The following is an 18,927-nucleotide window of genomic DNA, read 5'->3' as shown; positions in this document are numbered from 1 at the left end:
CGGCCCCGCCCGGCTGCCGGAGCTCAGCCCGGAAGGCCTCGGCTCGACCGGGGCCTCGGCCCTCGAACGGCCTCAGCCCTCGACCGGAGCTCAGCTCTCGAACGTGGCGGCCAGTGCCTCCGCCAGGCCCGGTACGAGGTCGGAGCCGGTCAGGACCTCGGTGGCGGTGTCCTTGGACCGGAGCCTGATGGCCGACTCACGGGCACCGTTGCGCAGCACGGCCACCGTCATCCGCACTTCCTGGCGCTCCGGGTGCTCGGCGACCCACTTCGCGAGCTTGGCGTCGTTCAGCCCCTCGGGGATCGCCGCCTCCGCGGACGGCGGCAGCATCAGCCGCTCCACCGTCATCGCGCAGCCGGCGATGACGTCCGGCCAGGCGATGGTGGCGAGGAACTCGTCCAGCGCCTTGCCCTCGGGCAGCTCGTCCTGCTCGACCGGGGTCAGTGCCCCGGCGTTCTTTCCGTCGAGTCCCAGCTGGTCGGCCAGGCCCGGCTCCTGTGTACGCAGGCGTGCGGTGTCGACCAGGGCGAACAGCCGCGCGGGCCGGTCCCAGCCGAGACCGGACGCATATTCGTCGATCTCCAGTACGGCACGGGTCAGCGGGCTGGCCGCGAGAGGTGCTCCATCGGTCGCAATGTTGGACATGGTCAATATCCTGCCTGTTCCCGGGCGAAAATCGGGAACCGAGTAAAGCGTGAGTAAGTTGCACCAGTGGGGGTCCGACCCGGGACGCCCGCAGACACCGACACTTCGAGGTGCGCACCTTGGTATTCCAGATGCCGGATCGCGGCGGAGGTCCGACGGGGCCGCGGATCAGACTCGGCCGTCCGTCCCGGCGTACGCGGACACTACTGATGACGCTTGGCGCGCTGATCGTGCTCGCCATCGCGTTCGTCATGTTCGCGGGCTTCTGGACGGACTGGCTCTGGTACCGCTCAGTCCATTATTCATCGGTCTTCACCACCACCCTGTGGACGAAGATCGGCCTGTTCTTCACCTTCGGCCTGTTGATGGCCGCCGCCGTGGGGATCAACATCTACCTCGCCCACCGGCTCCGGCCGCCGCTCAGCGCGATGTCGCTGGAGCAGCAGAGCCTGGACCGATACCGCATGGGCATCGCGCCCTACAAGAAGTGGGTGCTGCTCGCGGTCTGCGCCATGGTCGGCCTCATCGCGGGCGGCTCGGCCTCCGGCCAGTGGCGTACGTGGCTGCTGTACACGAACGCCACACAGTTCGGCACGAAGGATCCGCAGTTCCACAAGGACGTGGCGTTCTACGCCTTCGACCTGCCCTGGTACCGCTTCCTGCTGAGCTTCGGCTTCGCGGCCGTGGTCCTCGGCCTGGTGGCGGCCGCGCTGGTGCACTACCTGTACGGCGGGCTGCGGATCACCTCGCCCGGCGGGCGCGCCACGGCGGCGGCCACCGGCCACCTGTCGGTGCTGCTGGGCATCTTCGTGTCCCTCAAGGCCGTCGCGTACTGGCTGGACCGGTACGGCCTCGCGGTGAAGTCGAGCGACTTCAAGGCCACCTCCAACTGGACCGGCCTGCGTTACGTGGACGCGAACGCGTATCTGCCGGCGAAGAACATCCTCTTCGCCATCGCGATCATCTGCGCGCTGCTGTTCTTCGCGACGCTGTGGCGGCGCACCTGGTCGCTGCCGATGATCGGCTTCGGCCTGATGGTGCTCTCCGCGATCCTGATCGGCGGGCTGTACCCGGCGATCGTGCAGAAGTTCCAGGTGCAGCCGAACGAGGCCGCCAAGGAAGCGCCGTACATCCAGAAGAACATCGACGCGACGCGTGAGGCCTACGGGATCGACGACAGCAAGGTCAGCCCCTACCCGGGGACCCCCGCCAACCCGAACAAGGACGTGCTGCGCGCCGACGCCAACACCACGGCGAGCGTGCGTCTGCTGGACCCGAACGTGGTCTCGCCGACGTTCCAGCAGCTGCAGCAGACCCGCGGCTACTACGCCTTCCCGTCCACGCTCGACGTCGACCGGTACACGACCGACAAGAAGGAACAGGACACGGTCGTCGGCCTGCGCGAGCTGAACGTCAGCGGCATCCCCGAGAACAACTGGATCAACGACCACTTCAAGTACACCCATGGGTACGGAATGGTCGCGGCCAAGGGGACGAACGCGCTGACGGACGGCTCGCCGGACTTCACGGAGAAGAACCTGCCGGCCACCGGCACCCTCCCCGAGTACCAGCAGCGGATCTACTACGGCGAGCAGACCAAGCAGTACTCGATCGTCGGCGGCCCGACGAAGGAGATCGACTACACCGACAGCAGCGGTGAGAAGGCGTACACCTACACCGGAAACAGCGGGGTCGGGCTCGACAACCCGATCACGCGGGCCGCGTACGCGGTGAGCTTCGGTGAGCCGCAGATCCTGTACTCGGGGGCGATCGGCAAGGGCTCCAAGGTGCTCTACAACCGGACGCCCAAGGAGCGGGTCGAGGCCGTCGCGCCGTGGCTCACCATCGACGGCGACCCGTACCCGTCGGTCGTCGACGGCCATGTGAAGTGGATCGTGGACGCCTACACGACCACCAACGGTTATCCGTACGCCTCCCGCACCACGCTGGGGGACACCACGGCCGACTCGCTGACCGACGGCCAGCGCACGGTGCTCGCGCAGCAGAACCAGGTCAACTACATCCGCAACTCGGTCAAGGCGACCGTGGACGCGTACGACGGCACCGTCACCCTGTACCAGTGGGACGCCAAGGACCCGGTACTGAAGACCTGGATGAAGGCCTTCCCCGGCACGGTCAAGGACAAGAGCGAGATCAGTCCCGACCTGATGGCGCACCTGCGGTATCCGCAGGACCTGTTCAAGGTGCAGCGGCAGCTGCTGACCCGCTACCACGTGACGCTCGCGTCGACGTTCTACAGCGGCAGCGAGGTGTGGCAGGTCCCGGACGACCCGGCGGCGAAGACCGGCAAGGCGGTTCCGCCGTACTACCTGAGCCTGAAGATGCCGGACCAGAGCGCGCAGTCGTTCTCGCTGACGACCACGTTCACGCCCAACGGGCGGGACAACCTGAGCGCGTTCATGGCCGTCGACGCCGATGCGACGAGCAAGGACTACGGCGCGATCAGACTGCTCCAACTGCCACCGAACACCACGGTGGACGGGCCGAAACAGGTGCAGAGCAAGCTCAACTCCGACAACAAGGTCGCGCCACAGATCAACCTGCTCAAACGCGGGGGCGATTCGACGGTCGAGTACGGCAACCTGCTCACGGTGCCGTTGAACGGCGGCCTGTTGTACGTGGAGCCGGTCTACGTCAGGGGCGCGGGCACCAACTACCCGCTGCTCAGGAAGGTTCTGGTCACCTACGGGAACCAGATCGGCTTCCAGGACACCCTCGGTGAGGCGCTGAACGAGGTGTTCAACAGCGAGGGCGGCACCCAGCCACCACCGAGTACCGGGCAGCCGACGCAACCGACACCCGATCCGACGGTCGCTGCGGCCCTCGCGGACGCCCAGAAGGCGTTCGACGCGGGCCAGGCGGCGCTCAAGGCCGGTGACTGGGCCAAGTACGGCGAGGCGCAGAAGCAGCTGGCCGCGGCGCTGCAGAGGGCAGTGGCGGCGGAGCAGAAGACACCAAAGAAGGGCTGATCAGACACACCGCGCGTCGTGGTACGGTTGGGACACAACGGCGCGGGGTGGAGCAGCTCGGTAGCTCGCTGGGCTCATAACCCAGAGGTCGCAGGTTCAAATCCTGTCCCCGCTACTGTAGAAGAGGCTCGGAGTCAACAGACTCCGGGCCTCTTCACTTATTTAGGGGACGCTCAGAGCTTTGCGTTTGGTAAGGCGCCAAGTCGGGAAGTCGACAAAACGCTGAAGTGACCAATTGGGTTGCGGTATACCAGGTGTACGGCGGTAACGGGTGGTGCGACGATGGACCTTATGGGGGATGGTGCAAGACTGCTGAATACTCGTCAGATCCATGATCGCGGGTCGACGGGTGACCTGTCGACGTCCGCGTCCAGGCTCCTTCCGGCTGTCGCCAGCCTGCTGCCGGCGCCGCGCGCCGCCGAGTCGCTTCCCGTTGCCAAGACCGAGCTGTCCGACCTGCCCGAGGCCTCCGAGGCCGCCGAACTCGCCGACGAGCAGAGCCTCGCGGTGCGTGAAGAGGCCGAGATCGAGGTCCGGCACCGCCGGGCCGCCGACCACGGCGACCCCGCCGCCATGAGCGTGCTGGGCACCCTGCTGCTGCGCCGCGGCGACCTGGACGGGGCCGAGCCGTACCTGCGCGCCGCGACCGCGAACGGCGACCGCGCCGCCGCCAACAACCTTGCCCTGCTGCTGCATCAGCGCGGCTACCCGGACGAGGCCGCCAACTGGTGGCGGATCGCCGCCGTCGCGGGTTCCGCGCCGGCCGCGCACGCCCTGGGCCGGCACTACCGCGAGCGCGGCGACGAGCCCGGTGCCGAGTACTGGCTGCGCCAGGCCGCCGAGTCGGGCCACACGCTGGGCGCGTACGCCCTGGCCGACCTGCTCGACCACCGGCGTGACGTCGGCGCCGAGCGCTGGTTCCGGGTCGCCGCCGAGCACGGCCACCGCGAGGCCTCGTACCGCATCGCGCGGATCTGCGCCGAGCGCGGCGAGGAGCGCGAGGCCGAGCAGTGGTACCGGCAGGCCGCCGCGCGCCGGCACCGCCGCGCCGCGCTGCGCCTCGGCACGCTCCTGGAGGAGCGCGGCGAGCTCAAGGAAGCCGGCCACTGGTACCTGACCGCGGCCCGTGACGGCGAGGCGCGCGCCGCCTGCGCGCTTGCCTTCCTGCTGCGCGACGCGGGCGACGTGGACTCCGCCGCCACGTGGTGGCGGCGCGCCGCCCAGGCGGGCGACGGCAACGCCGCCAACGCGCTCGGAGCGCTGCACGCGGAGGAGGGCGAGACGCAGACCGCCGAGCGCTGGTACCGCAGCGCCCTGGCGGCGGGCGACGTCAACGGGGCGTTCAACCTCGGCCTGCTCTGCGCGGGCCAGGGCCGCACCGCGCAGGCCGAGCAGTGGTACCGCAAGGCCGCGTACGCCGGGCACCGCGACGCCGCCAACGCGCTCGCCGTCCTGCTGCTGCAGCGCGGCGACGCGGCCGGCGCCGAGCCGTGGTTCTCCAAGGCGGCCGAGGCCGGCAGCATCGACGCCGCCTTCAACCTCGGCATCCTGCACACCAACCGGGGCGACGAGGCCGCCGCCCGCGGCTGGTACGAGCGGGCCGCCGCGGCCGGCCACACCGAGGCCGCGCTCCAGATCGCCATCGTGCTGCTGCGCGAGGGCGACAGCCACGGCGCCGAGCGCCACCTGCGCTGCGCCGCGGGCGGCGGCAGCCCCGAGGCGGCCTTCCGGCTCGGCGCGCTGCTGGACCGGGCGGACGCCGACGAGGCCGAGGAGGAGGCCGAGGAGTGGTACGCCCGCGCCGCCCGGCAGGGGCACCGGCGGGCCCAGGTGCGGCTCGGCATGTGCGCCGCCAAGCGCGGCGACGTCGTGGACGCGGCGCACTGGTACCGCGAGGCCGCCGAGGCGGGCAGCCGCAACGGCGCGTTCAACCTCGGGCTGCTGCTGGCCCGCGAGGGCAGCGAGCCCGAGGCCGCCCTGTGGTGGACCCGCGCCGCCGACGCCGGCCACGGCCGCGCCGCGCTGCGGATGGCGCTGCTCGCCGCCCGGCACGGCGAGCTGGCCGAGGCCCAGGGCTGGTGCGCCCGCGCGGTCGAGTGCGGCCCGGCCGAGGTCGCCGAGCGCGCGGCGCGGCTCACCGACGCCGTGAAGCACGAGCTCACGGCGTAGCCGGGGCCACCGAGGGCGGGCCCCGGCCCTGCCCCGGTCCGGCCTCCGCCCTGCCCGGCAACTGATTTGCACTGCTCAGCGCCGCTGGTCTACAGTGAGGGCACAACGACGCGGGGTGGAGCAGCTCGGTAGCTCGCTGGGCTCATAACCCAGAGGTCGCAGGTTCAAATCCTGTCCCCGCTACTTCAGTACGAAGGCCCGGTCCCTGAGACATCAGGGACCGGGCCTTCGTCGTTCCCCCGGTCCGCGCCCCCGGAGTAGTGCCTCGGACATCGTTCGGGCAAAAGCGCGCAAACAGCCTTGGAAGCCTTCCGTACCGGCGCGATCCTGGACTCCTACGTGGTGCGAGGAGGCGGGGTTGCTGCGCGGACGGTTTGGGCGGACCGTGCTGCGACGGCGTGACGGGCCGGCGCCGGCCCGGGTGATCGACGCGGAACGGTGGAGCGGGCTGTGCCGGGCCGCTGTGAGCGGCCGCGAGGAGAGTGTCGGGGCGCTGCTGGACGCCCTGCGGGCCGCGGTGGAGGGCGGCCTCCCGTACGACCGCGCCGCGGCGCTCGACGCGCTGCTGCAGTCGCCGCCCGAGCTGCTGCCGCACCTGGACCGCGGCGTCCGGGCCCGGGGCGGCACGACCGTGCCGTACCGCCCCGGCGGCACCGATCCGCTCCGACTGCTGCTCGCCTCGATGGACCGGGACGGCCGGGTGCGGCAGGCCGCGGTGGAGGCGCTGACGGGGGTCGGCGGGCCGCCGGCCGCGGCGGCGCTGGCCCTGCGTACGGTCGACTGGGTGCCCGCCGTACGGGAGCGCGCCGTCGCGGCGCTGCCCGCGCGGACCGCGCCCGACGAGGTGGCGGCCGCCCTGCGGGTCCTGCTGAGGCTGGGCGGCAGGCGCCGGGCGGCCGGCCGGCTGGCCGCGTACCGCGCGGTGCTCGCGGAGCCGGGGTACCGGCGGGCGGTCAGGGCGCTGGCCGCCGACGGCGATCTGCGGACCCGTCGCTTCGGGATGGAACTGGCCCTGGAGCTGGGGGAGTACGTACGCGGTGATCTGCTGCGGACCGCGCTGCGTGACCGGGACCAGGTCTGCCGGCGGCTGTGCGCGGAACGGCTGCTGGAGCTCGATCCGGAGCAGGCGGGACGGCTGATGCGGGCGCGCAGCGCGGCGGTGCGGGAGCTGGCGGTGGCCGCGCTGCCCGTGGACGTGCCGGCCGCGCGGCTGGTGGGGGCGCTCGCGGATCCGGCCCGGATGGTGCGGGCGCAGGCCCGTTGGCAGCTCTACCGGCGCGGTGAGCCGCCCGCCCGGGTCTACCGCAGGCAGCTCGGCCGGTGCGGGCCCGGCAGTCCTGAGGGGCTGGTGGCCGGGCTGCTGGCGGGGCTGGGCGAATGCGGGGACGCGACGGACGTACCGGCGCTGCTGCGCTTCACCGAGCCGGAGCCGGCAGGGCGGCCGGCACGGGTACGGCGCTGCGCGGTGCGGGCGCTGGGGCGGCTCGCGCCCCCGGGCGATCTGGTGCGGCTGCTGGCGCCGCTGGCGCTCGACCCGGATCCGGGGGTGGCCAGGGAGGTGTTCGAGGCGCTGGTGCGGGTGGCCGGGCAGGTGCCGGCAGAAACGGTCTGGGTGGGCAGGACCCGTACCGAGCCGGCGGTGCGCAGGGCCGCCGAGCGGCTCGCGACGGGCGCGGGAGCCGCGGCGGTCAGGAGCAGTCGGGGCACAGACCGCGGAAGGTGACCTCGACATCGGCGATGGTGAAGCCGAAGCGCTCGGTCGCAGGGAGGCTCGCGAGCGGGTCGCCGGAGGGGTGCACATCGCGGATCGTGCCGCAGCTCGAGCAGACCAGGTGCTGGTGCGGCTGGTGCGCGTTCGGGTCGTACCGCTTGGCACGGCCGTCCGTCGCGACCTCGATCACCTCACCGAGGGTCACCATCTCGCCCAGGGTGTTGTAGACGGTCGCCCGGGAGATCTCCGGCAGCCGGGAGGCGGCGCGGGCGTGCACCTCGTCGGCGGTCAGGTGGACGTGCTCGCCGTCGAGGACCTCGGCCACGACGCGCCGCTGGGCGGTCAGCCGCCAGCCGCGTTCGCGAAGTCGTTCCAGAAGGTCACTCATGCGCGGAAGCCTAACAGTGGTCGGTCCGATGTCCGAATAGGTCCGGGGATGGGTCTCTTCTTGACTTAGACTCTGTCTATCATAGGATCGATTCCGGCGACAGCCAAGGGACAGGCCGATCAGGATCCAGGGAGACGCACGTGACGGTTCAGGAAACGGGCCCGCTGACCACCGAGGCCGGTGCCCCGGTGGCGGACAACCAGAACAGCCAGACCGCCGGACTGGGCGGCCCGGTCCTGGTCCAGGACCAGTCGCTGCTGGAGAAGCTCGCGCACTTCAACCGCGAGCGCATCCCGGAGCGCATCGTGCACGCCCGCGGCGCCGGTGCGTACGGCACCTTCACGCTGACGCGTGACGTCTCGCAGTGGACCCGGGCGGCTTTCCTGTCCGAGGTCGGCAAGGAGACCGAGACTTTCCTGCGGTTCTCCACCGTGGCGGGCAACCTGGGCTCGGCGGACGCGGTGCGCGACCCCCGCGGTTTCGCGCTGAAGTTCTACACCGAGGACGGCAACTACGACCTCGTCGGGAACAACACCCCGGTGTTCTTCATCAAGGACGCCATCAAGTTCCCCGACTTCATCCACACCCAGAAGCGCGACCCGTACACCGGCTCCCAGGAGGCGGACAACGTATGGGACTTCTGGGGCCTGAGCCCCGAGTCCACGCATCAGGTGACCTGGCTCTTCGGCGACCGCGGCATCCCGGCGACGCTGCGCAACATGAACGGGTACGGCTCGCACACCTACCAGTGGAACAACGCCGCGGGCGAGGTCTTCTGGGTCAAGTACCACTTCAAGACCGACCAGGGCATCAAGAACCTGACGTCGCAGGACGCGGCCGTCCTCGCGGGTGCGGACCCCGACTCGCACCAGCGCGACCTGCGCGAGTCGATCGAGCGCGGCGACTTCCCGTCCTGGACGGTGCAGATCCAGGTCATGCCGGCGGCCGAGGCGGAGAAGTACCGCTTCAACCCGTTCGACCTCACCAAGGTGTGGCCGCACGCGGACTACCCGCCGATCGAGATCGGCAAGCTGGAGCTCAACCGCAACCCGGAGAACATCTTCGCCGAGGTCGAGCAGTCGATCTTCTCCCCGGCGCACTTCGTGCCCGGCATCGGACCGTCCCCGGACAAGATGCTCCAGGGCCGGCTCTTCGCGTACGGCGACGCCCACCGCTACCGCGTCGGCATCAACGCCGACCACCTGCCGGTGAACCGCCCGCACGCCACCGAGGCGCGCACCAACAGCCGTGACGGCTACCTGTACGACGGCCGTCACAAGGGCGCGAAGAACTACGAGCCGAACAGCTTCGGCGGCCCGCAGCAGACGAACGAGCCGCTGTGGCAGCCGACCCCGGTCTCCGGTGTCACCGGCACTCCCGAGGCGCCCTCGCACGCCGAGGACAACGACTTCGTGCAGGCCGGCAACCTCTACCGCGCCATGTCCGAGGACGAGAAGGAGCGCCTGATCGACAACCTGGCGGGCTTCATCGCCAAGGTGTCGCGTGACGACATAGCGGACCGCGCGATCAACAACTTCCGCCAGGCGGACTCCGACTACGGCAAGCGGCTGGAAGCCGCGGTCCAGGCCCTCCGCGGCTGACCGGACGCTTGCCGTAACAACCTGGGGTGCGATGAGGAGCCTGATCCGTATCGCTCCCCAGGTCGTGAACCGAAGAGGCCGGACGCCATGGGGCTCCGGCCTCTTCGCCGTCCCCGGCGGGTGCGGGTGCGGGTGCCGCCGCGGCGCGGGTTCGGGCCGGGCTCAGCCGGCCAGTGCGCCCTGCGCTCCGGCGACGGCCCGGACCGGGGCCCAGCAGCGAATGATGTCGCGGACCGACACGATCCCGACCGGGTCGCGGCCGTCGAGCACGATCAGATGCCGGAAGCCGCCGTGCACCATGGCGGACGCGGCGTCCTCCAGGGTCCACTCGGGCGTCGCGAAGACGACGTCGGTGGTGGTGTGGTCGTGGGCGGTCTCGACGTCCGGGTTCAGACCGGCGCCGATGGCGTTGAGGATGTCGCGCTCGGTGAGGATGCCGAGTCCCCAGGTGTCGGAGTCGAGGACGACGGCCGCGCCGATCCGGCGGACTGCCATCAGGCGGGCGGCCTGGCGGAGGGTGTGGGCGGGTCCAATGGTCAGGACGACGGTGCTCATGGCGTCTCGGACGAGCATGGGCTACCCCTAGAGAATGCGTTCACAAGTTCACAAGCTCGGGCATTCTCATGTTCACATGCTCCGCTCCGCGCAGCAAGGGGAGGTACGCCGCCGGTTCGTTCAGCCCGTGCGCCCCAGGTAACCCAGCAGCTCCTCGTGGAGGTGCCCGTTCGAGGCCGCCGCGTTCCCGCCGAACGGTCCCGGCTCGCCCTCCAGGCTGGTGTACCGGCCGCCGGCCTCCTGCACGATGACGGCGGGCGCCGCCATGTCCCACAGGCTCAGCTCCGGCTCGGCGCAGATGTCGACCGAGCCCTCGGCGACCATCATGTACGGCCAGAAATCGCCGTAGCCGCGGGTGCGCCAGCAGTTCCGGGACAGGTGCAGAAAGCCGTCGAGCCGGCCCTGCTCCTCCCAGCCGCTGAGCGAGGAGTACGCGAAGGACGCGTCCTCCAGCTTGTTGATCTTCGACACATGCAGCCGGGTGGCGGCCGACAGGCTGCGCCCGCTGTACGCACCGCCGCCCTTGGAGGCCCACCAGCGCCGCCCGAGCGCCGGCGCGGAGACCACGCCCACCACACCCTCGTCACCGTTCTCGCCGCGCACCACCAGCGCGATGAGGGTGGCCCAGACGGGCACGCCACGCACGTAGTTCTTCGTGCCGTCGATCGGGTCGACGATCCACCGGCGCGGGCCGACGCCATGGCTGCCGTACTCCTCGCCGAGCACCGCGTCCCGGGGGCGGGCGCGCCCCAACTGGCTGCGGATCAGCTCCTCCGCCGCCTTGTCCGCCTCGCTCACCGGCGTCATGTCGGGCTTGGTCTCGACCTTGAGGTCCAGAGCCTTGAAGCGCTCCATGGTGGTGGCGTCGGCGGCATCCGCGAGGATGTGGGCGAGGCGCAGGTCGTCGTTGAAGTCGGGCATAAGGCGAACAGTAGCGATCGCAACCGGCCGAGGTCACGTGGACGGTGCGCGGAGCCTTGACAGGGGTCTGTGACACGTCAATTCTTTGCCCACGGCCGCTGTCCGGGACATATGCGGGGGCTTGGAGCCAATGATGCCTACTGCACGGGAATCATTACTGGATGCGGCATTGGCCGCGCTGGGCGCCCGGCCGTGGGCGGCGGTGCGGATGGTCGATGTGGCGGTGTCGGCCGGGGTGTCCCGGCAGACCCTCTACAACGAGTTCAGCAGCAAGGAAGGCCTCGCCCGCGCGCTCGCGCGACGCGAGGCCGACGCGTTTCTGGCCGGGGTCGAGAAGGCCCTCGCCGAAGCCGAACGACAGGGCGCGGACGCGGGCGACTGCTTCGCCGCCGCCGCGGCCTGGACGCTGCACATCGCGCGCCGCAGCCCGCTGGTCCGCGCCACCCTTACGGGTTGCCGCAGCGAGCGGCTACCCGCCGCGGCCGTCGCCGGGATCCCGGGCCAGCGCTCGCCGCACGCCGCGCGTGTCGCCGCCGCGCACACCTCGGCGTCGCACCCCCCGGTGGCGGAGACCGCGCCCTCGCCCGCCGAACTCGTCATCGAGATCCGCAACCGGGCCGTCGGCGCTCTCGAACACGGCCACCCCAAGCTGGATCTGGCCGACATCGGCTGGGCCTGCGAGGCCGCGGTCCGGCTCACGCTCGCCTACGTCGTCGCGCCCTCGACCTCCGACGAGGACGCCTGCCTGCAGGTGGCACGGCTGGTCCGCGGGCTGCTGGCGCACGGTTGGTGAGGCGCCGGGCGGCCGGTCAGCGAGCGGTGCGCGAGCGGTCAGCGCCCTCTTGGAGTGTGTGAGCCAGGACGCCACAGCGTCCGGCCCACACCACCCAGAGGGAGTACGCCATGACGGGGACCGGCACGTCGAACAGCACGGCCTTGGCCGGCCGCAGGGAATGGACGGGCCTCGGAGTCCTCTTCCTGCCCACCCTGCTCATCTCGATGGACATCAGCGTGCTGTTCTTCGCGCTGCCGTTCATCAGCGAGGACCTGGCGCCCAGCGGCACCCAGCAGCTGTGGATCATGGACATGTACGGCTTCGTGCTGGCCGGGATGCTGATCACGATGGGCGCGCTCGGCGACCGGATCGGCCGGCGCCGCCTGCTGCTCATCGGCGCCACCGCCTTCGGCATCGCCTCCGTCGTCGCCGCGTACTCCGGCAGCGCCGAGGTGCTGATCGCCACCCGCGCGCTGCTCGGCCTCGGCGGCGCCACCCTCATGCCCTCGACGCTCGCACTGATCCGCAACATGTTCCACGACGCCAAGCAGCGCAAGACCGCGATCTCCATCTGGACCGGCGCCATGGTCGGCGGCGCCACCGTCGGGCCGATCGTCGGCGGCTTCGTCCTGGAGCACTTCTGGTGGGGCGCCGCGTTCCTGATCAACGTGCCCGCCATGGTGCTGCTGCTGATCCTCGCGCCGGTACTGCTGCCCGAGCACCGCGCCCCGCAGGCCGGACGGTTCGACGTGCTCAGCGCCTTCCTGTCGCTCGCCGCCGTCCTCCCGGTCATCTACGGGATCAAGCAGATGGCCGTGCACGGCGTCGAGCCGGTGCCCGCGCTCTCGGTCGTCGTGGGGCTCGCGGTGGCCTGGCTCTTCGTCCGCAGGCAGCGCACCTGCGCCAACCCGCTGATCGACATCGAGCTGTTCCGGCAGCGCGCGTTCAGCGCCGCCATGCTGATCAACGTGCTGGCGATGTTCGCCTTCATCGGCATCACGCTCTACACCAACCAGTACCTGCAACTCGTCCTCGGCAAGAGCCCGTTCCACGCCGCGCTGTGGTCCATGGCCGTCATGCCCGGCATCATGATCGCGATGACGGCCTCCGGCATCCTCGCCAACACGGTGCGCCCCGCCCACCTGCTGGCCGGCGGGCTGCTGCTGACGACCGTCGGCGCCCTGGTGCTCACCCGGGTCAGGACAGACTCCGGTGTCGCGCTCGCCCTGACCGGCGCCGGGCTGGTCGCCGCCGGACTGCTGGTGGGCAGCACCCTCACCGCCGACCTGATCCTGGCGGCGGCGCCGCCCGAGCGGGCCGGCTCCGCCTCCGCACTGTCCGAGACCGGCAGCGAGTTCGGCGGTGCGCTCGGCATGGCGATCCTGGGCACCATCGGAACGGCCGTCTACCACGACCGGATGAGCGGTACGTCGCCCGAGGCGCACGAGACCCTCGGCGGCGCGGTCGCCGCGGCGGCCCAACTGCCCGGCAGGGCCGGCACCGAACTGCTCGACACGGCCCGGGAAGCGTTCACCGCGGGCGTCCACGCCGCCGCCTTCGGCGCCGCGCTCGTCACCTTCACCGCCGCGGTCCTCGCGGCCGTCCTGCTCCGCCACGTGCCGGCGCCCGCCGCCAAGGGCGCTGAGGACGACGGGGGTTCGGCCGAAGCTCCGGTCGACGGCAGCGCCTCGGAGGCGGTCGCCCGCTGAGTCCCCGGGGATCGGGACAGCGGAAAGGGGGCCGTCCGGCGAAACCGCCGGACGGCCCCCTTCGCGCGATCAGTGCGTGATGAGTGCGGGATCGGTACCGGGCCAGCAAGGGGTCAGTGCGATGAGCCCGACAGCTGAAGGCCCACAACGCCCGCCAGCACCAGGCAGATTGAGACGATCTTGAGCGTCGAGACGATGTCGCCGAGGAAGACCATGCCGTAGATGGCGGTGCCCGAGGCGCCGATCCCCGTCCACACCGCGTACGCGGGACCGACGTCGAGCTTCTTCAGGGAGAGGGTGAGCAGGCCGAAGCTCCCGAGGGCGAAGACCGCGAAGGCGACCGTCGGCCAGAGGCGGGTGAACCCGTGGGAGAGCTTGAGACAGACCGCGAAGCCGGTCTCCAGGATGCCTGCGACCACCACGAGCAGCCATGCCATCGAGGTGCCTCCCGTTCCGTCGCCCTGCCTGCCGTCCGAGGCGCTGCTGTCGGACTGATGGATCATCACACAGCATGCCCAGAAATGGCGGCAATGCTCCTGGGACGAAGGGCAAACGGGCGAACGGACGGACGAAAGAGCCAGGGATCAGTCGCCCTCGCGGCGTTCGCGGGTCGCGAGCAGCCGGCGCAGCGAGTCGAGCCGGGCCGGCTCGGCGTGACCGGCGGCTACCCACGCGTCCAGCGCGCACTCCGGTTCGTCATGGCTGCAGCCGCGCGGGCACTCGTCGGTCCCGGGCACCAGCTCGGGGAAGGCCAGGATGACGCGCGACGGATCGATGTGGTGCAGGCCGAACGAGCGCACCCCTGGGGTGTCCACGACCCAGCCGTGATCGTCTTCGGGCAGCGGGAGGGCCAGCGCCGACGTGGTGGTGTGCCGGCCGCGGCCGGTGACGGCGTTGACGATGCCGGTGGCGCGCTGTCGCTCGACGAGCGCGTTCACCAGCGTGGTCTTGCCGACACCACTGTGCCCGACGAACGCGGTGATCCGGCCCTTGAGCCGCTCGCGGACCGCGTCCACCCCGCCGGTCAGGAAGGTGTCCCGGTTGGTGACCACGTAGGAGACACCCAACGTGGCGTACGTCTCCAGCAGCGCGTCCGCCGATGCCAGATCGGACTTGGTCAGCAGGAGCAGCGGCTCCAGGCCCGCGTCGTACGCCGCCACCAGGCAGCGGTCGATCATGCGGGGGCGGGGCTCGGGGTCGGCCAGCGCGGTGACGATCGCGAGCTGGTCGGCGTTGGCGACGACGACGCGTTCGTACGGATCGTCGTCGTCGGCGGTGCGCCGCAGCACGGACTTGCGCGGCTCGACGCGCACGATCCGCGCCAGGGTGTCCTTGTCGCCGGTCAGGTCGCCGACGACCGCGACGCGGTCGCCGACCACGGCGCTCTTGCGGCCCAACTCGCGGGCCTTCATCGCGACGATGGTCCGCTCGCCGATCAGTACGTGCAGCCGGCCGCGGTCCACGGTGAGGACCATGCCCTCGGCCGCGTCCTCGTGCTTGGGCCGGATGTTGGTGCGGGGACGGTTGCCCTTGGTGTTCGGGCGGACCCGGATGTCGTCCTCGTCGGGGTTCTTGCCGTAGCGACGCATGGCGCGGTCAGCCCCGCCCCGCCGTGACGGTGGCACCGAGCATCTCGGTCCACAACTCCGGGAACTCCGGGAGGGTCTTGGCGGTGGTGGCGACGTTCTCCACCTGGACGCCGGTCACGGCCAGGCCGAGCACGGCCGCCGCCGTCGCCAGCCGGTGGTCCTCGTACGTGTGGAAGACCCCGCCGTGCAGCTTGCGGGGCCGGATCCGCAGTCCGTCCTCGGTCTCGGTGGCATCGCCGCCCAGGCCGTTGATCTCCGTGACGAGCGCCGCGAGGCGGTCCGTCTCGTGCAGCCGCAGATGCGCGACGCCCGACAGCACGGACTCCGACTCGGCCAGCGCGGCGACCGCCGCGATGACGGGCGTCAGCTCGCCGACCTCGTGCAGGTCCGCGGTGATGCCCAGGATCCGGCCTGTGCCGGTGAACGTCAGCCCCTGAGCGGTCAGCTCGCACGCACCGCCCATGCGGGTGAAGATCTCCCGCAGGGCGTCGCCCGGCTGGGTGGTCCGCTCCGGCCAGTCCGGCACGGTGACCCGGCCGCCGGTGACCAGCGCCGCGGCCAGGAAAGGCGCCGCGTTCGACAGATCGGGCTCCACCGTCAGGTCCCGGCCGAGCAGCGCGCTCGGTGCGACCCGCCACACGTTCGGCTCGCCGCCGTCCTGCGGGGCGTCCACCTTCGCGCCCGCGACCCGCAGCATGTCGATCGTCATGCGGATGTGGGGGAGCGACGGGAGCGTGTGGCCGGTGTGACGCAGCTCGAGGCCCTGGTTGAACCGCGGCCCCGACAGCAGCAGCGCGCTCACGAACTGCGAGGACGACGAGGCGTCCACCTCCACCGTCCCGCCGGACACCGAGCCGGCGCCCTGCACGGTCAGCGGCAGCGCGCCGCGTCCCTCGTCGTCGATCCGGGCACCCAGCGTGCGCAGTGCGTCGATCACGCCCTGCAGCGGCCGCTCGTACGCCCGCGGGTCGCCCTCGAAGCGGACCGGGCCGTCGGCCAGGGCCGCGACCGGCGGCAGGAAGCGCATGACGGTGCCGGCGTTGCCGACGTCGATCCGCGCCGGGCCGTGCAGCCCGGCCGGGATGACCCGCCAGGCCTCGCCGCCGCCGCCCGTGTTCACCTGCTCGTCGATCTGCACGCCCATGGCGCGCAGCGCGTCGGCCATCAGTACGGTGTCGCGGCTGCGCAGCGGGCGCCGGATCCAGCCGGGCTCGGAGGCGTGCGCGGCGAGCACCAGCGCGCGGTTGGTGACCGATTTGGATCCGGGCACGATGACCGTCGCGTCGACGGGGCCGGAGGCGACGGGGGCGGGCCAGAGAGCGGTGTGCGGGGAACTGTCGGTCATGGGCACCAAGCCTAGTGGCTGGCGGCGTGCCCGCCCGGAGCGCGGGAGCCGGGCAGCAGGCCGCGGGGAACCGTACCGGAGCCCGGCGCGGACCGCGTGGGACCTCTGCGACCCCGTGGGTTCCCTCTGACCCCGTGGGGCCCCACGACCTCTTGGCGCCCTACAGGCCGAGCAGCCAGCGGCCGCCGCCGACGAGCGCACAGGCGGCCGTCGCGTAGAAGAGCAGCAGCCACAGGCCCACCGGGGTGTGGGTCAGCCGGCCCAGCTGGTCCGCGTCCGAGGTGTTCGACCGTTCGCGTCTGCGGGTGCGCTGCAGCTCGAAGACCGGGCGCGAGCCGCCGAGCAGCAGGAACCAGACGACGAGGTAGGCGAAGGCCGCCTGCACCTGCGGCCCGGTCAGCCAGGAGACCAGTAGGAACGCGGCACCGGTCACCACGACCGTGAGCGCCCCGTACGCGTTGCGGATCATGATGAGCATCACCAGCAGCAGGGCCGTGGCCCCCCACAGCAGCGCCGTGATGTGCCCGGCGGCCAGCAGTGCGGCCCCGGCCAGGCCCAGCAGGGGCGGTGCGGTGTACCCGGCGGCGGCCGTCAGCACCATGCCGAGCCCCGAGGGCTTGCCGCGCGAGACGGTCAGGCCCGAGGTGTCCGAGTGCAGCCTGATGCCCTCCAGACTGCGCCCGGTCAGCAGCGCGAGCAGGCCGTGGCCGCCCTCGTGGGCGATCGTGATCGCGTTGCGGCTGAGCCGCCATATGCCGTCCGGCAGCACGGCGGCGAGCGCTATCAGCGCCGTACCGCCGACCAGCCAGGACGACGGATCGGGCTGGGTACCGACCACGCGGTCCCATACGTCCGTGAAGCTGTTGATATCCATCGTTCCCCTGCAACGAGCGGCGGCATGTCGGAGTGCCGTGGCAGTCTGGCACTCATGTGTGGTCGATATGCGGCGAGCCGGCAACCCGAGGACCTGGCGGCTCTTTTCGAGGTCCAACAGCGGGAGCTGAAGGAGGAGTTGGCGCCGAGCTGGAACGTGGCGCCGACGGATTCGGTGTACGTCGTGCTGGAGCGCCCGATCAAGGGTGCGGAGTCCGTCGAGCCGGTGCGGCAGCTGCGGATGCTGCGGTGGGGGCTCGTGCCGTCCTGGGCGAAGACGCCGGACGTGGGCGTGAAGATGATCAACGCGCGGGCGGAGACGGTGCACGAGAAGCCGTCGTTCCGCCGCCCCTTCAGCGCCCGCCGCTGCCTCATACCCGCCGACGGCTACTACGAGTGGGTCACCGCGAAGGACGAGCGGCAGCTGGAGGAGCAAGGGAAGAAGAAGCGGGCGCGCAAGCAGCCGTACTTCGTGACCCCCGCGGACGGCTCGGTGATGGCGATGGCCGGGCTGTACGAGTTCTGGCGGGACCGGACGCTGCCCGACGACCACCCGCAGGAGTGGTGGTCCACCTGCACGGTCATCACGACCGAGGCGGAGACGACCCCGCCCGCCGGATTCGCGGGCGAGGGGCCGGCCTCGCTGGCCGAGATCCACCCCCGGATGCCGCTGGTGCTGACCCCGGACCGCTGGGACGCCTGGCTGAATCCGGCCACCACCGATGCGGACGAGGTGCGCGGCATGCTCGTGCCGCCGGCGGCCGGACTGGCGCGGGTGTACCCGGTGGGCACGGACGTCAGCAACGTCAGGAACAACGGTCCGCAGCTGACCGACGCGCTCGTCGCCCCTGAGGAGGAGACCCTTTTCTGACCTTGACGGCAGGATGGGGCGGGTGATCGACACACCTGCGGGCGAGGCCCGCGTGACGTGGCATGACGGCGGGCCCAAGGCGCGGGCGGTCCTCGCGCTGGGACACGGCGCCGGCGGCGGCATCGAGGCCCGCGACCTGGTCGCGCTGGCGGCCGCGCTGCCCGCCCTGGGCGTGACCGTGGCGCTGGTGGAGCAGCCGTGGCGGGTGGCGGGGAAGAAGGTCGCGCCCGCGCCGAAGACGCTGGACGTGGCCTGGCGCGCGCTGTGGCCGACCCTGGCCGAGCCCGGTCTGCCGGTGATCGCGGGCGGCCGGAGCGCCGGTGCCCGGGTGGCCTCCCGTACGGCCGTGGAGCTGGGGGCCGTCGCCGTGCTGGCGCTGTCGTTCCCGCTGCATCCGCCGGGCAGGCCGGAGAAGTCCCGGGCCGCCGAGCTGCTGGACGCGGGCGTTCCGACCCTGGTGGTGCAGGGCGGGCGGGATCCGTTCGGACCACCGGAGGAATTTCCCGCCGGGACGGAGATCGTCGCGGTGCCGTACGCCGACCACGGCTTCGCCGTCCCCAAGAAGGCGGATCTCTCCCAGGAGGACGCGCTCACCGTGATCACAAACGGTGTCGGCGACTGGCTGTCCGCGCTCGGACACACATCGGTTCGCACCCGGGCGCGGGAACGGCGGGAATGACGGCCGGGATCCGTGCGTTGTCCGGATCACCGGTACGAAAACGCAGAGTGAGGAAGGCAGCCGCATGGTTTCAGCCGCATGCCAGCCACGCGCAAACGCGACGGCG

Annotated in this window: 16 protein-coding genes and 2 tRNA genes; 10 read left to right on the top strand and 8 right to left on the bottom strand. The window is 71.5% G+C overall.

Translation table 11 applies throughout. The annotated features are described in order from the left end of the window. Window positions 1–90 precede the first annotated feature (90 nt). Window positions 91–645: a PPA1309 family protein gene (locus AC07DC_RS32320; protein WP_478918041.1), complete on the bottom strand. Its 555-nt coding sequence runs from the start codon at window positions 643–645 to the stop codon at window positions 91–93. 131 nt (window positions 646–776) lie between these two features. On the opposite strand from AC07DC_RS32320, the gene AC07DC_RS32315 reads away from it, so the two are divergent. From AC07DC_RS32315 to AC07DC_RS32295, 5 genes are all read left to right on the top strand, one after another. Beyond that, a complete protein-coding gene (locus AC07DC_RS32315; RefSeq protein ID WP_478918199.1) occupies window positions 777–3,635 on the top strand; it encodes a UPF0182 family membrane protein in 2,859 nt (952 codons plus the stop codon). A gap of 41 nt (window positions 3,636–3,676) precedes the next feature. Continuing rightward, a tRNA-Met gene (locus tag AC07DC_RS32310) sits at window positions 3,677–3,750 on the top strand. A 167-nt stretch (window positions 3,751–3,917) separates the two neighbouring features. Beyond that, window positions 3,918–5,804 (top strand): tetratricopeptide repeat protein, encoded by a 1,887-nt coding sequence (locus AC07DC_RS32305; RefSeq protein ID WP_478918040.1) that lies wholly within the window; start codon window positions 3,918–3,920, stop codon window positions 5,802–5,804. A gap of 109 nt (window positions 5,805–5,913) precedes the next feature. Continuing rightward, window positions 5,914–5,987 (top strand) — tRNA-Met (locus tag AC07DC_RS32300). Between the two features lie 202 nt (window positions 5,988–6,189). After that, a complete protein-coding gene (locus AC07DC_RS32295) occupies window positions 6,190–7,527 on the top strand; it encodes a hypothetical protein (protein ID WP_478918039.1) in 1,338 nt (445 codons plus the stop codon). Here the strand turns inward: AC07DC_RS32295 and AC07DC_RS32290 are convergent. Continuing rightward, complete coding sequence (locus AC07DC_RS32290; protein WP_478918038.1) at window positions 7,493–7,903, bottom strand: Fur family transcriptional regulator; 411 nt, start codon at window positions 7,901–7,903, stop codon at window positions 7,493–7,495. The genes AC07DC_RS32295 and AC07DC_RS32290 overlap by 35 nt on opposite strands. Before the next feature lie 140 nt (window positions 7,904–8,043). Here AC07DC_RS32290 and AC07DC_RS32285 point away from each other — a divergent pair, with 140 nt between their 5' ends. Beyond that, window positions 8,044–9,504, top strand: coding sequence for a catalase (locus tag AC07DC_RS32285; protein ID WP_478918037.1), 1,461 nt, complete (start codon window positions 8,044–8,046; stop codon window positions 9,502–9,504). A gap of 162 nt (window positions 9,505–9,666) precedes the next feature. Here the strand turns inward: AC07DC_RS32285 and AC07DC_RS32280 are convergent, their stop codons facing one another. Together AC07DC_RS32280 and hisN are read right to left on the bottom strand one after the other, a co-directional pair. Then, a complete protein-coding gene (locus AC07DC_RS32280; protein WP_478918036.1) occupies window positions 9,667–10,077 on the bottom strand; it encodes a CBS domain-containing protein in 411 nt (136 codons plus the stop codon). Between the two features lie 102 nt (window positions 10,078–10,179). After that, window positions 10,180–10,980 carry a histidinol-phosphatase gene (gene hisN / locus AC07DC_RS32275; protein WP_478918035.1) on the bottom strand — a complete coding sequence of 267 codons (801 nt, stop codon included), beginning with the start codon at window positions 10,978–10,980 and terminating at the stop codon, window positions 10,180–10,182. Window positions 10,981–11,113: 133 nt separating this feature from the next. On the opposite strand from hisN, the gene AC07DC_RS32270 reads away from it, so the two are divergent. Continuing rightward, complete coding sequence (locus tag AC07DC_RS32270; RefSeq protein ID WP_478918034.1) at window positions 11,114–11,773, top strand: TetR/AcrR family transcriptional regulator; 660 nt, start codon at window positions 11,114–11,116, stop codon at window positions 11,771–11,773. A 110-nt stretch (window positions 11,774–11,883) separates the two neighbouring features. After that, the gene (locus AC07DC_RS32265) at window positions 11,884–13,464 is read left to right on the top strand and encodes an MFS transporter (protein WP_478918033.1); all 1,581 of its coding nucleotides are present in this window, start codon (window positions 11,884–11,886) and stop codon (window positions 13,462–13,464) included. Between the two features lie 113 nt (window positions 13,465–13,577). Here the strand turns inward: AC07DC_RS32265 and AC07DC_RS32260 are convergent, their stop codons facing one another. The 4 genes from AC07DC_RS32260 to AC07DC_RS32245 form a co-directional block, all read right to left on the bottom strand. After that, window positions 13,578–13,901, bottom strand: coding sequence for a DMT family transporter (locus tag AC07DC_RS32260; protein ID WP_478918198.1), 324 nt, complete (start codon window positions 13,899–13,901; stop codon window positions 13,578–13,580). Window positions 13,902–14,048: 147 nt separating this feature from the next. Then, window positions 14,049–15,053, bottom strand: a complete 1,005-nt coding sequence (gene rsgA / locus AC07DC_RS32255) for a ribosome small subunit-dependent GTPase A (protein ID WP_478918032.1) — start codon at window positions 15,051–15,053, stop codon at window positions 14,049–14,051. A gap of 7 nt (window positions 15,054–15,060) precedes the next feature. Further along, window positions 15,061–16,398, bottom strand: a complete 1,338-nt coding sequence (gene aroA, locus AC07DC_RS32250; RefSeq protein WP_478918031.1) for a 3-phosphoshikimate 1-carboxyvinyltransferase — start codon at window positions 16,396–16,398, stop codon at window positions 15,061–15,063. 160 nt (window positions 16,399–16,558) lie between these two features. Continuing rightward, window positions 16,559–17,272, bottom strand: a complete 714-nt coding sequence (locus AC07DC_RS32245; protein WP_478918030.1) for a M50 family metallopeptidase — start codon at window positions 17,270–17,272, stop codon at window positions 16,559–16,561. 54 nt (window positions 17,273–17,326) lie between these two features. Between AC07DC_RS32245 and AC07DC_RS32240 the strand changes: the two genes are divergently transcribed. Together AC07DC_RS32240 and AC07DC_RS32235 are read left to right on the top strand one after the other, a co-directional pair. Continuing rightward, on the top strand, window positions 17,327–18,142 hold the full coding sequence (locus AC07DC_RS32240; RefSeq protein WP_478918029.1) for an SOS response-associated peptidase: 816 nt from the start codon (window positions 17,327–17,329) through the stop codon (window positions 18,140–18,142). Between the two features lie 22 nt (window positions 18,143–18,164). Then, window positions 18,165–18,821, top strand: coding sequence for an alpha/beta hydrolase family protein (locus AC07DC_RS32235; protein ID WP_478918028.1), 657 nt, complete (start codon window positions 18,165–18,167; stop codon window positions 18,819–18,821). Window positions 18,822–18,927 lie beyond the last annotated feature (106 nt).

Source organism: Streptomyces sp. NPDC045021 (assembly GCF_056432645.1).
This window is presented reverse-complemented; position numbering and strand designations above follow the sequence as displayed.

Excerpts from the sequence above, each read along its gene's own strand:
- rsgA (WP_478918032.1), bottom strand. The coding sequence starts at position 15,053 with ATGCGTCGCTACGGCAAGAACCCCGACGAGGACGACATCCGGGTCCGC.
- AC07DC_RS32280 (WP_478918036.1), bottom strand. The coding sequence starts at position 10,077 with ATGCTCGTCCGAGACGCCATGAGCACCGTCGTCCTGACCATTGGACCC.
- AC07DC_RS32245 (WP_478918030.1), bottom strand. The coding sequence starts at position 17,272 with ATGGATATCAACAGCTTCACGGACGTATGGGACCGCGTGGTCGGTACC.
- AC07DC_RS32270 (WP_478918034.1), top strand. The coding sequence starts at position 11,114 with ATGCCTACTGCACGGGAATCATTACTGGATGCGGCATTGGCCGCGCTG.
- hisN (WP_478918035.1), bottom strand. The coding sequence starts at position 10,980 with ATGCCCGACTTCAACGACGACCTGCGCCTCGCCCACATCCTCGCGGAT.
- AC07DC_RS32320 (WP_478918041.1), bottom strand. The coding sequence starts at position 645 with ATGTCCAACATTGCGACCGATGGAGCACCTCTCGCGGCCAGCCCGCTG.
- AC07DC_RS32240 (WP_478918029.1), top strand. The coding sequence starts at position 17,327 with ATGTGTGGTCGATATGCGGCGAGCCGGCAACCCGAGGACCTGGCGGCT.
- AC07DC_RS32305 (WP_478918040.1), top strand. The coding sequence starts at position 3,918 with ATGGACCTTATGGGGGATGGTGCAAGACTGCTGAATACTCGTCAGATC.
- AC07DC_RS32315 (WP_478918199.1), top strand. The coding sequence starts at position 777 with ATGCCGGATCGCGGCGGAGGTCCGACGGGGCCGCGGATCAGACTCGGC.
- AC07DC_RS32265 (WP_478918033.1), top strand. The coding sequence starts at position 11,884 with ATGACGGGGACCGGCACGTCGAACAGCACGGCCTTGGCCGGCCGCAGG.
- aroA (WP_478918031.1), bottom strand. The coding sequence starts at position 16,398 with ATGACCGACAGTTCCCCGCACACCGCTCTCTGGCCCGCCCCCGTCGCC.
- AC07DC_RS32290 (WP_478918038.1), bottom strand. The coding sequence starts at position 7,903 with ATGAGTGACCTTCTGGAACGACTTCGCGAACGCGGCTGGCGGCTGACC.
- AC07DC_RS32260 (WP_478918198.1), bottom strand. The coding sequence starts at position 13,901 with ATGGCATGGCTGCTCGTGGTGGTCGCAGGCATCCTGGAGACCGGCTTC.